Below are 14,611 nucleotides of genomic sequence, written 5' to 3' on the forward strand. Positions count from 1 at the left end.
AAAACGGAGACCTGGTAGCTCAGTTGGTAGAGCACAACACTTTTAATGTTGGGGTCCTGGGTTCGAGCCCCAGCCAGGTCACAAACTTCATGTTATTAAGAAGTATAAAAATTATAACACTCCAAAACGGAGACCTGGTAGCTCAGTTGGTAGAGCACAACACTTTTAATGTTGGGGTCCTGGGTTCGAGCCCCAGCCAGGTCACAAAAAAAGCTATTTCTATTTTGAAATAGCTTTTTTTATTTTAAAAATATTCTCTTCTATTTTCAAATTTTAATGACTATTTATAATTATTGATACTTCTTTTATAAAATCAATACTTTTCGAAATGAATTATAATTAACGAAGTTTTATTATAACTCATTTTAGACAAGGATAATATTAATAATATAGTATGATACTTAAAATTTTATAAAAATAAAAGAGCAATATTAAAAATAATATTGCTCTTAGAATATAGTAAATATTTTCTATAAATCTCTTTTTAAATTGTCCATCTTAATAAACTAGCTCCCCAAGAGAAACCTGCACCAAATGCAGTAAGCATTAACAAATCTCCTTTTTTTAATTTAGAAGAATTTTCCCATATACACAAAGGTATAGTTGCAGCAATTGTATTACCGTAATGTTCAATATTAATTAGAGTTTTATTCTCCTCTATATTAATTTCTTTACCGACAGCATCTATAATTCTTTTATTAGCTTGATGTGGAACTAGCCAATTAATATCAGATACTGATAAATTATTTTTATCTAATACATCTAGACAAGTATGACTCATTGCATTAATTGCATTTTTAAATACAACTTTACCATCTTGTTTTATATATGTTTTTTCTTTTTCTAAAGAATCTTGACTTGGAGGATAAAGAGATCCTCCTCCTTCTATATTTAAAAATTCTTTTCCTGTTCCATTACTTAATAATAAAGCATCAATAACTCCTATTTCTTTTGTTGGTTCTAACCATACAACTCCTGCACCATCACCAAAAAGAATATTTGTGGAACGATCATTTATATTAACATAAGCACTAATTTTGTCAGCACCTACAACTAATACATTTTTATAACGGTTAGTTTCTACTAAAGAAGCTCCCATATCAAGAGCATATAAAAAACCTGAACATGCTGCGTTGATATCAAATGCCCAAACATTTTCTATACCTAACTTTCCACAAATTATATTAGCAGTAGAAGGCATTAACATATCAGGTGTAGAAGTTGCTACTATAATAGCATCAACATCATTAATATCTTTATTGTATGTTTCAATTAAATTTTTGATTGCATTTACCGCCATATCAGAAGTTGCTAACCCTTCCTCAAGAATCCTCCTCTCTTTTATTCCAGTTCTTTTTACAATCCATTCATCAGAAGTATCAGTAATCAATTCTAAATCATGATTAGTTCTCTTATTTTCTGGCACATATCCACCAATTGCAGAAATATGTGCATATATCTTCTTAGTTAAATTTATCTCCATAAAATTTGTTAAGGTCAATATTATAATACATGTTTATAAAAAAGACGCATGATTTATAAATTGAATCGCAAAGTTCAGTCCATTTTTTTTATTTGGCTAGTAAAAACAACGTAATAATTTGTCAAAAAGACGCATAAAATTTGTTAAAATATTTTACTACTTTGTAATGAATGCAGTAGGAGATATTCCTGCATAATTTTTAAAAAATTTACTAAAAACTGAAGAGTCTACAAAATTTAAATCTGTAACTACATCAGAAACACTATAATCTGGGTTTTTAAGTAAAACCTTAGCTTCCAGTATTATAGCTTCAGATATAATTTGTTTTGGTGATTTATTAAAAACCTCAACAATTATTTTTGTTAAATGTTTTCTACTAATATACATTTCATCAGCATAAAAACTTACACTCCTTTCTCTCTTAAAATGAGTCGAAACTAAATATAAAAATCTTTTAGCTAATTCCTCCTTTCTTACCTCTTTTGTTGAACTTTGCTCTGCAACAGATTTATTATAAAAATTCCCCATCTCATACATTAAAATAGAAAAATGATGTAAAACTAAATCTCTAGAAAAAATATTATCATTTTTTACCAGATACATACTAATTTTATTTAGGTTATACTTCATATCTCTTACTATTTTCCTATCAAGAGAAATTATTTTAGGATATTTTGAAGATAAGAAATCGATAAGACTATTTGATTTTACATGAAATCCTGCTTCTATAATTAAATTAGAATCAATAAATATAGCTTTAACAGCAAAATCTTTTGAATGTTCAATAATTTCAAATAGCTGTCCCGGTAGTACAATAATAATATCATTTAACCTAATTAGATTGGGCCTCAAATTAACTGTTATTTCACAAGTTCCTGCAGTTACTAAAATCAATCCTAAAGAGGTAAATTTATATGGTTTTCCTTCTACAAAATAATAACTATTACTTGGGCCTACATCAAATATAGCTAAACGTCTATCTACAACTTGCTCTCTATATGTTCGTAAGATATTGTCTATTGAATAGACTTGTATATAATCCCTCATTTCTATACGTCTAATTTACAAATACAATATTATAAGATTTTATTGACAACTGAAAAATAAAAAACGTCTTTTAGACAAAAAAACACTTATTTAAATCATAAAAAGTTCCTTTTTTACATTAACTATTTTTGATTATTCAACCTAATTATTTGTATTACTTTAAGTTTAAAAAATAATTAATAACATTTAAAAAAATATGGACTTTTTGGCAGTTTGCGAAAATTTGGATTAAATTTTGACCTATAAAAAACAAATAATTTTAATTAAAAAATACAATATAAATGAATAACCCTTTATTAGAAAAATTTGATACACCATTTGAGAGTGCACCATTTTCTAAATTTAAAAACGAAGATTATAAGCCTGCTTTTGAAAAAGCTATAAGAATTGCAAAAAATGAAATAGATGCAATTGTAGATAACCCTGAAAAGCCTACTTTTGAAAATACAGTAGAAGCAATGGAATTGTCTGGTGAGTTATTAGGTAGAATTTCTTCTATATTTTTTAATCTTAATTCAGCAGAAACAAATGACGAAATTCAGAAAATTGCACAAGAAATTTCTCCATTATTATCTGAATTTGGAAATGATGTTAGATTAAATCAGCAACTTTTTGAACGTATAAATGCTGTTTATAAACAAAAAGATTCATTAAACTTAACAGAAGAACAAGCATATTTATTAGAAAAAAAATACAAAGGATTTTCTAGAAACGGAGCTAATCTAAATGATGACGAAAAAAATAAATTAAGAGAAATTGACAAACAGCTATCATTACTTTCTTTACAATTCGGACAAAATGTATTAGCAGAAACTAACAATTTTGAATTAATTATTGAATCTGAAAATGATCTTGATGGCTTACCTAATTATGTAAAAGAACAAGCAAAAGCTGACGCTGATCAAAAAAATATTGATGGTTGGTTAATTACTTTACAAGCTCCTAGCTTTATCCCTTTTATGCAATATGCAAAAAATAGAACATTAAGAGAAAAACTTTTTAAAGCAAATGGATCAAAAGCATTCCAGGATAATGAATTTAATAATGAAGAAAATGTCAAAAAAATTGTAAAACTTCGTCATGAACGTGCTAAAATTTTAGGGTATAAAACACATGCAGATTATGTTTTAGAAGAAAGAATGGCTAAATCTCCCAAAACTGTAATTGATTTCTTAAATGATTTACTTATAAAAGCGAAACCATTTGCTAAAAAGGAAATAGAAGAACTTTCAGCTTTTGCTAAAGAAATAGATGGCATTGATGAATTACAACGTTGGGATCATGGTTATTATGCTGAATTATTAAAGCAAAAAAAATTCAGTCTTTCTGATGAGGAACTAAAACCTTACTTTCAATTAGAAAATGTAATTCAAGGTGCATTTGATGTCGCAACAAAATTATACGGAATTACATTTAAAGAAATTAATAACATTGATAAATATAATGAAGATGTAACAACTTATGAAGTTCTTGATAAACATGGAAATTTCTTAAGCTTATTATATGCCGATTTTTTTCCAAGAGCAGGTAAACGTCCTGGTGCATGGATGACAAGTTTCCGTGAGGCTTCTAATATAAATGGAAATAGTAAACGTCCACATATTTCTATTGTTTGTAATTTTACCAAACCAACAAAAGATACTCCTTCATTACTTACATTTCAGGAAGTAACTACACTTTTCCATGAATTTGGACACGCTTTACATGGAATATTACCAAATACAGTTTATGAAAGTTTAGCTGGAACAAATGTATATTGGGATTTTGTAGAATTACCTTCACAGTTTTACGAAAACTTTTGCTATGAGCCAGAAGCTTTAAAACTTTTTGCTAAACACTACAAAACAAGCGAAATTATTCCACAAGAATTAATAGAAAAAGTAAAAGCTTCTTCTACTTTTATGGAAGGATATCAAACTGTACGACAGTTAAGTTTTGGATTATTGGATATGGCTTATCATGCACATGATTTAAAAGAAATTGACAGTTTACAATCATTTGAAAAAGAAACTTTCAAACAAACAGAGTTATATCCAGAGATTGAAAATAATATAATGAGTACATCATTCTCTCATATTTTTCAAGGTGGATATTCATCTGGCTACTATTCATATAAATGGGCTGAAGTATTAGATGCTGATGCTTTTGCACTTTTTAAAGAAACTGGAATTTTTAATCCAGATACTGCTCAGAAATTTTATAAATTATTATCTTCTGGAGGAACAGTTGAACCAATGAAACTTTATGAAGAGTTTAGAGGACAAAAGCCAAATGTTGATTCATTGTTAAAAAGAGCTGGTCTTAGTGTTTCGCAAAATTAATTTATGAATTAAGCTCAATAAGGAAAACATAAAATTATGAAAAGATCGTGTTTATCACAGAATTAATTAACTAGTAATTGCAAGCTTGTAAAGTTGATATTATTAGGTACTTTGGAATAAAATATCATGAAAAAGTAACAATTTATGATTGCAATTCATTCAAAAAATAAAAATCCTGATATAATTATATCAGGATTTTTATTTTTATATATTAATAATATCTAGCTCCCCAAGGATTTTCTAAATCAAAACCAAGACTAAATAACATTCCATTTTTTCGTCCATCTACTTGATAGTCTGAAAGACCAATATCATAAGAAATTCCAGCTTTTACCGTTCCTACTTTAAATTTTAGAATTGGGGAAATAAATAATGGATTACTATTTTTCGAATCCATTCCTTGTTTATAACCTAACCCAAAGTCTACACCTTGATTTCTATCTCCAAAAGCAATATGCGACATCAAATTAATGTCTAAATTACGTTGAGATATAGAGTTAAGATTATAAACCAAAGAAGGTTCTAAAGATATTCCTTCAGTTACTTGCCAAGTATAACCAAAATTAAAGTAATACCAGGTAGGTAAAGGTTCCACGCTATTCACATAATAAATATTTTCTGTTAAAGGAATATTAAGCACAGATGCTCCTCCGGAAAAACCTGCATATTTGAATGATAAACCTACATTCGCAAAAAATACAGAATATCTATCTTGTTGTAATGCGGGGTCATTTGGATCTTCAGCAATAATCTTTGAATAATCAAATCTTTGTGAAACATTAGAAGCTCCTACTCCAAAAGAAAATACACTTGGATTATCTTCATCATTATAAGAATTGTCTTCTATTGGTATATGATAAGCAGCATTTACTCCAAAACCTGTCATTTTCACAGCTCCATTTCTATCATTAAAAAATTGCATTCCTAATGCCAAACGATCTATAATTACTCCATGAGCACTTAAAGTTTGAGTACTTGGGCTTTCAGGCATATCATCCCATTGATTACGATGTGTACCTGTTATAGAAATAACATTAGGATTTTGACCTGCATATGATGGGTTAATAAGCATTTTATCACTTACTAAATAATGATTATAAAATGGTAAACCTTGTTGTGCTGTTACTTTAGTAATAGAAAATAACGCGAAAAGAATAAATGTTAATTTTTTCATATTTTTTATTCAATCGTTGAATTAAATTTTACGTTTTAATAATATACTTCCAGAATATTGTACTTGAATAATCCCAGTTTTCTTTGATGATTCTAGTAAGTACCAATACGAATCGTCCGGTAATATCATTCCATTCTGAGTTCCATCCCACTCTATAACATTTACTCCTTCTTTAGATAATATTTGCTTTCCGTATCTATCAAAAATAATCAATTTATATGAATGTGTTAAATCATTGGCTTGACCGCTTTTAGTCATCGGTTTCCAAATATCATTTTTCCCATCTCCGTTTGGAGTAATTACGTTTGGTAAATCAAGATAAATGATATCTGACTCTTCTGAAATTCCACAATTGTCTAAACTAACTTTTACAACAAAATTAGAATTTGTTAAATTAGCTGGAATGATTAGCGTATTACTTCTTTGCCAATTTATAATTACATTTCCATTGTTATCATACAATGCATATTGTAATACTCCGCTTCCTTTTGCTGTAACAATTATATTTTTTTGATTAATTACAATTTTTTCTATCGTTGGCAGTGGAGAATTTTCGACAACCAATGTTTTTACAACACTACAACCTGTCGATTTGTTTTCTATAGTTACTTTATAAGTTCCGATTTCTAAATCATACTTATCAATTCCTGTAACTCTAGTTCCGTCTATTTTTTCTACAATATAATTATAATCGTTATAATTTGATTGCGATGAAAAATTTAATACATATAACTCTCCTGTACAAACATATCCTTTCTCTGGAACTGTAATTGAAGGTAATTCGTTTTGTTGATAATAAAATTTAATATCAACTTGTCCACAATAGTTTGGATCTTCAAAAGTTATTGATATATTTCCTTGACCTAGACCAATTTTTGCAAAAATTTCATCTACAGTAGATAAAGATTCTAATGTTGCATATCGTGTTTTGATATAATCTAATAATGTCTGAATTTGATTTTTTGCTCCTGTTTCATCATCAGCACAAAAAACAATTTGATGAGATTGATTATATGCATTTAAAGAAGTAGCGTCTACATCTAAATTTTGCTTTTTGGTTACTGTAATTATTTTTTCTACAAAACATGAATTATCAATTTTATTTTTGAATAATACACTAATTTTTGCTTCATTTGATGAATCAAAAGTTAAAGCTGTTGAATTGTTATGTTGTATTTCATAATCATAATTCGTTGTAGAAACTACTCCAAATAATTCATTTAAAACACTTTGATTGATTGTAATTAAATTATTACAATCTGCTTGTAATGTTTTTGTTACATCAAGTAAATTTACATTTGGTTTTGTAATAACTTGCAATTTTAATTGCATTTCATCTGACCAACATGATTCTCCATTTAGCTGAACTTTAAAAGAAATAGTGGTTGATTGATTATCAGAAAGTGAAATATCGTTAATTCCACTAAAAGCGGTTATATTATTTCCTAATTTAGATTTTAAATAAGTTTCTATTGCTGCTTTTGTGAATGTAAATCCAACACCATCGTCTGAGCAAGTAGAATTATAATTTGTTATATTATCTACTTTTACAAATGATGATTGACTAAGAGCAAATGTTAAATTAACTGTAGTATCACAAATTGTATTTGAATTATCTACTGCTAATGCTCTTACTATAACTTTTCCATTTTTATTAGCTCTAATATATTCAAATAAATTCACTTGAGCTATTTCTGTTGTTCCGTCTGCCTGATAATATTTTAATTGATAAGGAGTTGTATTTCCATTCTGAATTGTATTAATTGCTGTATCTACATTTGTTTGAGAAAAATCATCTAAACAAATACCAGAAATTGATGCATTTACAATATTTACTGAAGAAGTTCTAGTTACCTTGAAATTTACTGCATTACTTTCGCAACCAGAAGATTTAGAAACAATTTTTACTTGATATACTAACGGAGTTCCAACATTTATAGTTGTAGAATTACCATCAGATATTGAATTTCCACCCAATGTTACAATTAAATTATATTGATTTTTATCAACTCCTAATTTAGAATAAATAGTATCATAATTAATCACATAAGATGATGAACAAGTAAAATATGGGGGAATCTCAGAAATAATAGGACTACCTTGTTTTAATGGAATAGAAACTTCTTGAGAATCAATCGGACAAGCTCCTGTATAAGAAATAATGATTTTTAAATTTTCACTTCCGTCTGGTGTTAAATTAATTTGATTATCTTCTCTAAATGTAATACCGTTTACTGTTTTTATTATATAATTTGATACATCTATTCCAGAAGGAAATAACATTTTTAAAAGTCTATCCTTTTTTAATGTATAAACCAAAGAACATTCATACTCTGTTTCAAATGAAGATTTAAAATTAAATACATGTTCTGGTATAAACTGAATTGGAATGGTGTAGATGTATTGTAAATTACCAGTAGCATCTTTTACTTGAGCATAAACTGTTGTATTTGTACCAAATGTAGCTCCATTATTAATTTCATTATTAAAAGACGTATCTGAGTATAATTTTATATTAGATAAACTTGAATCATTTTTTACAGCATCATAAACTTCTTGATAACTATAAGATGATCCATTACATTTATAATTTAATGAATTTATTGTTCGTTCTTCTGCTACATTTATTTTTATATTGAATATATTGTCCTTTGGACCATAAACAGCAATAACTATTGTTTCACCTTCTTTTAGTAAATCATTTCCTTCAAATGCTTTTGCATAACCAGTTGCGCTAGAATTAAAAATAGATTCACAAAAATTTGTAACTCCAGATTTTAAACCTTTAATATTTGCACTTCCTTCTACTGATCTATCGGGTTCAATAGTTGTTCTTCCTCCTACAAATACATCTTCAGAGGATTTTTCTGCTGACAACTTCCAAATCAAAAAACGAAAATTAGTATTCGAGGAAATTAAATCAAAAGCGAAAGTCATATCGAAATTAGCCTTAAATGAAAAGTATTTATAATCGTAACTGTTACTAAAAGCACAACTTAAGGTTCTTGGTGAAAAATTTGTATTACTTGGATATGTATCTAAAGTTAAATTATTGAATGTAAATCCTCCTTCTAGTTTATTTATAGTTGGTTTTTGCCCAAAAACAAAGCTATTTAATAGTAGTAATAAAAAGTAAAAAATCTTTTTCATTGTTGGTTTTCATCTTTATTTAATAACGCAATTTAAGATAGATTATTCTATTGAAGAATAATGTTTCTATTTTTCTACAGATAAACTATCTTTGCAACCTGAAATTTGATTACAATGTCTTTAGAGAAAGAAATAAATAAAAGAAAAACCTTTGGTATTATTGCCCATCCAGATGCTGGTAAAACAACTCTTACAGAAAAATTATTATTATTTGGAGGAGCTATACAAGAAGCAGGAGCGGTAAAAAGTAATAAAATAAAAAAAGGAGCTACTTCCGATTTTATGGAGATTGAACGTCAACGTGGAATTTCTGTTGCTACATCTGTTTTAGCCTTTGAATATAAAGGGAAAAAAATTAATATTCTAGATACTCCTGGTCACAAAGATTTTGCTGAAGATACTTTCCGTACTCTTACTGCTGTTGATTCTGCTATTGTAGTAATAGATGTTGCAAAAGGGGTTGAGGAACAAACAATCAAATTAGTAGAAGTTTGTCGTATGCGTAAAATTCCTATGTTGGTTTTCATCAATAAAATGGACCGCGAAGGTAAAGATGCATTTGACTTGATGGATGAAGTAGAACAAAAACTTGATTTAAAAGTTACTCCACTTTCTTTGCCAATTGGTATTGGTGCTACTTTCAAAGGAATTTACAATATTTGGGAAAAAAATATAAATATCTTTTCTGGAGACAACAAACAAAAAATTTCTGAAACAACTAAAATTGAAGATTTAGCTAATCCTGAGTTAGACGAATTAATAGGAGAAAACTATGCTGAAAATCTTCGTAACGAAATTGATTTAATTGATGGTGTTTATCCGGAATTTGATATGCAAGAATATATGAACGGAAATTTACAACCTGTATTTTTTGGTTCTGCATTAAACAATTTTGGTGTACGCGAGTTATTAGATGCCTTTGTAGATATAGCTCCTACTCCACAAGCAAAAGAAACGGATTTAAGAGAGATAGAGCCTTACGAAAATAAATTTTCTGGTTTTGTATTCAAAATACATGCGAATATGGATCCTAAACACCGTGATCGTTTAGCATTCGTAAAAATAGTTTCTGGAAAATTTGAACGTAATAAAAACTATTTTCATGTTCGTCAAGGTAAAAATATGAAATTCCCTGCTCCAAATGCATTTTTTGCTGATAAAAAAGAGGTTGTAGATGAATCTTATGCTGGTGATATAGTCGGTCTACATGATACAGGAAATTTCAGAATTGGAGATACATTAACAGAAGGAGAAAAATTTACTTTCAAAGGAATTCCAGCTTTCTCTCCAGAACATTTTCGTTATATCAACAATGCTGATCCAATGAAAGCAAAACAATTGGAAAAAGGTATCGACCAATTAATGGACGAAGGTGTTGCTCAGTTATTTACATTGGAAATGAATAATCGTAAAGTTATTGGTACTGTTGGTGCATTACAATATGAGGTTATTCAATACCGTTTAGAACACGAATATGGAGCAAAAGCAACTTACGAACCATTTGCTGTACACAAAGCATGTTGGGTAGAAGTTGATGATGAAAATACAGAAGAATTTAAAGAATTTAAACGTGTAAAACAACGTTACCTTGCTAGAGACAAATTCAACCAATTGGTTTTCTTAGCAGATTCTGCGTTTACTATTCAAATGACACAAGACAAATTCCCTTCAATTAAATTACACTTTGTAAGTGAATTTTAATTGAAATAATTAAAACATATTTCTTATGAAAAAAATTAGTTTAGCTATTATATTATTTAGTGTATTTTCTTTTCAAGCCAAAGCTCAAGATTTAAAATCTATCTTTGGAACAATAAAAAGTGAAGTTGAAAAAAATCAACAAGAAACAAAACAAACAAAAAAGAAGACGAAAACTACAAAGAAGACGAATAAAGAAACTACTAGTTCTACAACAAATACAACATTAGCTAATACTATTTCTTTATCTAATTCTACAATTGCGTCTGGATTAAAAGAAGCATTATCTATTGGATTAAATGATGGAATAAAATCATTGAGTCAAAAAAATGGATTTTATAATAATCCTATTGCTAAAATTGTAATGCCAGAAGAATTACAACAAGTAGAAAAAACACTAAGAAATTTAGGTTTAGGGAGTTTAGCAGATAAAGGTGTACAATTAATTAACTCAGCAGCAGAAGATGCTGTTTCTGAGGCAGCTCCAATATTTGTAAATGCACTTTCTTCAATGACAATTACTGACGCTAAAAATATCTTATTAGGAGATAACAATGCAGCTACAGCTTATCTTAAAACTAAAACAAATTCGGATTTAACAAAAGCTTTTGAACCAAAAATTGAAGCTTCATTAAATAAGGTAGGTGCTGATAAAGTCTGGAATCAAATGATTACTAAATACAATACATTAACAGGCAACAATGTTGAACCTAATCTTGATACTTACGTTACTCAACAAGCTATTAATGGAGTTTTTAATATGGTTGCTGAAAAAGAGGAAGGAATACGTAGTAACACTGCATTACGAACAACTTCTCTATTACAACAAGTTTTTGGTGCCCAAGATTCTAAATAGAATTTTTCATATAACTAATAACATATTAAAAAAGTCTCGAAATTTCGAGACTTTTTTAATATTATTTTGTGCGTTCGAGCGGGTTTTACATTACAATCCCTAACGCAAAATTTAAGCAAAATTTATTAAATCTTCATAAGCTTTCTTAGCACCTATAAAAACTTCTTTTTTCTCTGTCTCAGTAGTGAATTCCTCATTTATATAAGATAAAAAAGTCTTCCAACTTTTCCCTAATTTCTCTCCATAATGTCCAAAATAGTTAAAGCTTTTATGCTCTAAATCAGGATATTTTTTTAAAGTCTTAGCAATTACATTACCTCCTAACATAGAACCTTCAATAACATATAATGCTCCAAAAGCCTCTGCTCTATTTTGTAATTCAAATGATTTTGGTAAATCCAATTCATTAATTTCTAATTCTTTTAAATCTTTTTCAATCAATTTCAATTTATCAAAATTTACTTGCGATAAAATATCTTTATCTTTTTCTGTTAAAAAATCTTTAATTGCATCTTCATAAAACTTTAAAAAAATATGATTCACTTGAAGCATTTTATAATAATTATTTTCAGAAAAAGAACCATTAAATAATTTATTTGATTCTAATTTAGCTTCAATTTTATCATGATATATTGCTGTATTTTCTTTTAAATAATCTGTAAGCATAATTTTATTTTTTTCTAAACTTTAATATAAATGTAGTTCCATTGCCTTCTTCACTTTCAAAACAAATATCTCCTCCCATTCTTTTCATCATAGTTTGAGCAATTGTTAATCCAATTCCATTTCCTTTTATGCCATCAGTATTAGACATTCTATTAAATAATTTAAACATCTTAGAGTAATCTTCTTTCTTTATCCCTATTCCATTATCAGTTACATGGTAAATTACATTATTATTTTCTATATAAGAATTAATAATAATCTTAGGTGCTGCTTCTAAAGAAGAATACTTAATTGCATTTCCTATTGTATTTAAAAAAACCTCATATACCATTGTTTTTTCTCCAAATATTTCATAAATATTTTCTACATCAACAGATGTATTAGGAGTATGATAATATATTTTTAATTCTTTTACTATTTTTTCAATAATAAATTCTGGATCTATTTCTTCTAATTGTATATCTGATTTTTTAGTTTTACTTAAAACTAAAATTTCTTCCATCATTTCTACAATTTTATCAATCTCTCCAATAATATTTTTTATCTGACTTGAGCTTGATTTATCTTCAATCAATCTTTTTTGTAATAATTGGCAATTAAGCTTCATTACTGTTAGAGGAGTTCTTAAATCATGAGAAACAGTATAAGAAAACGCGTCCAATTCTTCATTAATTTCTTTTAATTGTTCATATAAATTATGAATCTTAAAAGATTGAGTATTTATTGTATCAATTATTATTTTTAAAACTTCTTTCGCTACATAAATCTCATTTTTCTGCCACATGAATGATTTTTGAAGCACTTCTTCTTCCCAATATTTAAATGAAGTTCTTGGTGAATAATAAATTATTTTATTACCATTTTCATCAATTTTTTCTTTCTCTATTTTATGAGGTTGGCCTGCCCATTTAAGCTTTAAATTTTCTTCTTTTTTAAACCAGATCATAAAATTATTATATGTTTGATCTAAGAATCTAAACATAACTCCTGCAGCCAGAGGACTTAAATTAAGCTCCTTTCCATAATCTTTATAAAAAGAATTAGAGTAGAATAATTTATCTATTCCTTGTTTTTTTGCCCACTCTTTTATTCGTAAAACCTCCTCTATTCCAGGTGTTTCTCCTTCTAAACTACAATAATCATCATTTACAAAGGCTATACCTTCAGCTTTTGTTAATAACAAAATTTCTTTAAGATTTTTAGTAATAGAACTTCTTAAAGATTCCTCAACTAATAAATTTTCTTTTAATTTTATTGCAGTTTCATTAAAATTATTTTGAAATTTAATTCTTTCATTCGATTTAAAATTAATATAAGATATTCTTGATAAACGAGTTAACAATTCACATTGCATTCTAATATTATATGATATAGATTTTGCAGTAGAATTTTGACAGGCAACTAATCCCCATAACTTATTATTAACTACAATTGAAATAGAGAAGCTAGCATATGCTCCAGCATTTTTTAAATATTCTAAATGTATTGGTGATAAAGTACGAATCGATGTATATGATAAATCTATTTGATTATTTTCTTTAGAAATAATAGGTATATTAATAGCTTCAATATTCTCTACTATTCTACTTTTCTTTTTTAAATATAATTCTCTTGCTTGACTTGGAATATCAAATTCAGGAAAACGTAATCCTATATAACTTTCAAGTCCATTTTTTACATTTTCTTCAATAACAATTCCACTTCCATCTTCAAGAAATTTATATATCATAACTCTTTCATATGATGTGATAAAAGAAATTGCATCAACAAGATTTTTCCAATTTTCTTCTATTGTTTTTGTATGCAATATTTTTTCAGAGAAATTATAATAATTAATTGAATCAAATTTATCATCAAAATGATGCTCTATCTCAATGTAAATATTGTTCTTATATAGATAATTTTTAAAATGGTATTTTTCAGAATTTATTACAATTACATTTCTAATAAAATCACCTTTATCTAATTTTAAAATATCTTCATAATTAATTTTAAAATCAAATACATCGTCTATATGTTTACCCAATAATAATGATGCTGACAGATTTAATAAATTATTTATATTTTCTGATACAAAGTTTACTTCATAGGTAATGCTATCAACTCCTATTAAATATCCAAAAGGTTGTATTTCATTAAGAAATTGTATTTTTTCCTCTTCACATTTTTGAATAATTTTACTATTCATATAGTTATAAATGTATTTTTTTCTTGAT

Annotated in this window: 9 protein-coding genes and 2 tRNA genes; 5 read left to right on the top strand and 6 right to left on the bottom strand. The window is 27.4% G+C overall.

All coding sequences use genetic code 11. The features are described 5' to 3' along the window. Positions 1–8 precede the first annotated feature (8 nt). Both RT575_RS08895 and RT575_RS08900 read left to right on the top strand, forming a co-directional pair. A tRNA-Lys gene (locus RT575_RS08895) sits at positions 9–81 on the top strand. Positions 82–131: 50 nt separating this feature from the next. Beyond that, positions 132–204 (top strand) — tRNA-Lys (locus RT575_RS08900). Positions 205–484: 280 nt separating this feature from the next. Here the strand turns inward: RT575_RS08900 and RT575_RS08905 are convergent. Continuing rightward, complete coding sequence (locus RT575_RS08905) at positions 485–1,483, bottom strand: beta-ketoacyl-ACP synthase III (protein WP_313386290.1); 999 nt, start codon at positions 1,481–1,483, stop codon at positions 485–487. A gap of 156 nt (positions 1,484–1,639) precedes the next feature. Further along, positions 1,640–2,530, bottom strand: a complete 891-nt coding sequence (locus tag RT575_RS08910; RefSeq protein WP_313386291.1) for a helix-turn-helix domain-containing protein — start codon at positions 2,528–2,530, stop codon at positions 1,640–1,642. A 281-nt stretch (positions 2,531–2,811) separates the two neighbouring features. Between RT575_RS08910 and RT575_RS08915 the strand changes: the two genes are divergently transcribed. Continuing rightward, a complete protein-coding gene (locus tag RT575_RS08915) occupies positions 2,812–4,851 on the top strand; it encodes a M3 family metallopeptidase (RefSeq protein ID WP_313580273.1) in 2,040 nt (679 codons plus the stop codon). Between the two features lie 211 nt (positions 4,852–5,062). Here the strand turns inward: RT575_RS08915 and RT575_RS08920 are convergent, their stop codons facing one another. Together RT575_RS08920 and RT575_RS08925 are read right to left on the bottom strand one after the other, a co-directional pair. After that, entirely contained in the window at positions 5,063–6,025 is a 963-nt protein-coding gene (locus RT575_RS08920) for a PorP/SprF family type IX secretion system membrane protein (RefSeq protein ID WP_313580275.1), read from the bottom strand. Between the two features lie 21 nt (positions 6,026–6,046). After that, positions 6,047–9,175, bottom strand: a complete 3,129-nt coding sequence (locus RT575_RS08925; RefSeq protein ID WP_313580277.1) for a T9SS type B sorting domain-containing protein — start codon at positions 9,173–9,175, stop codon at positions 6,047–6,049. A 114-nt stretch (positions 9,176–9,289) separates the two neighbouring features. Between RT575_RS08925 and RT575_RS08930 the strand changes: the two genes are divergently transcribed. Continuing rightward, positions 9,290–10,876: a peptide chain release factor 3 gene (locus RT575_RS08930; RefSeq protein WP_313580279.1), complete on the top strand. Its 1,587-nt coding sequence runs from the start codon at positions 9,290–9,292 to the stop codon at positions 10,874–10,876. A 25-nt stretch (positions 10,877–10,901) separates the two neighbouring features. Beyond that, complete coding sequence (locus RT575_RS08935; protein WP_313580281.1) at positions 10,902–11,729, top strand: DUF4197 domain-containing protein; 828 nt, start codon at positions 10,902–10,904, stop codon at positions 11,727–11,729. 111 nt (positions 11,730–11,840) lie between these two features. Here RT575_RS08935 and RT575_RS08940 read toward each other — a convergent pair whose 3' ends face one another. Together RT575_RS08940 and RT575_RS08945 are read right to left on the bottom strand one after the other, a co-directional pair. Next, entirely contained in the window at positions 11,841–12,395 is a 555-nt protein-coding gene (locus RT575_RS08940) for a biliverdin-producing heme oxygenase (protein ID WP_313580283.1), read from the bottom strand. 4 nt (positions 12,396–12,399) lie between these two features. Then, positions 12,400–14,583, bottom strand: coding sequence for an ATP-binding protein (locus RT575_RS08945; protein ID WP_313580285.1), 2,184 nt, complete (start codon positions 14,581–14,583; stop codon positions 12,400–12,402). Positions 14,584–14,611: the final 28 nt, after the last annotated feature.

This window comes from Chishuiella sp., from assembly GCF_032109125.1.
In the GTDB taxonomy this organism is placed as follows: domain Bacteria; phylum Bacteroidota; class Bacteroidia; order Flavobacteriales; family Weeksellaceae; genus Empedobacter.

Bases quoted from the DNA above. Each gene is read 5' to 3' on its own strand.
- RT575_RS08925 (WP_313580277.1), bottom strand. From the start codon at position 9,175: ATGAAAAAGATTTTTTACTTTTTATTACTACTATTAAATAGCTTTGTT.
- RT575_RS08935 (WP_313580281.1), top strand. From the start codon at position 10,902: ATGAAAAAAATTAGTTTAGCTATTATATTATTTAGTGTATTTTCTTTT.
- RT575_RS08920 (WP_313580275.1), bottom strand. From the start codon at position 6,025: ATGAAAAAATTAACATTTATTCTTTTCGCGTTATTTTCTATTACTAAA.
- RT575_RS08915 (WP_313580273.1), top strand. From the start codon at position 2,812: ATGAATAACCCTTTATTAGAAAAATTTGATACACCATTTGAGAGTGCA.
- RT575_RS08910 (WP_313386291.1), bottom strand. From the start codon at position 2,530: ATGAGGGATTATATACAAGTCTATTCAATAGACAATATCTTACGAACA.
- RT575_RS08940 (WP_313580283.1), bottom strand. From the start codon at position 12,395: ATGCTTACAGATTATTTAAAAGAAAATACAGCAATATATCATGATAAA.
- RT575_RS08930 (WP_313580279.1), top strand. From the start codon at position 9,290: ATGTCTTTAGAGAAAGAAATAAATAAAAGAAAAACCTTTGGTATTATT.
- RT575_RS08945 (WP_313580285.1), bottom strand. From the start codon at position 14,583: ATGAATAGTAAAATTATTCAAAAATGTGAAGAGGAAAAAATACAATTT.
- RT575_RS08905 (WP_313386290.1), bottom strand. From the start codon at position 1,483: ATGGAGATAAATTTAACTAAGAAGATATATGCACATATTTCTGCAATT.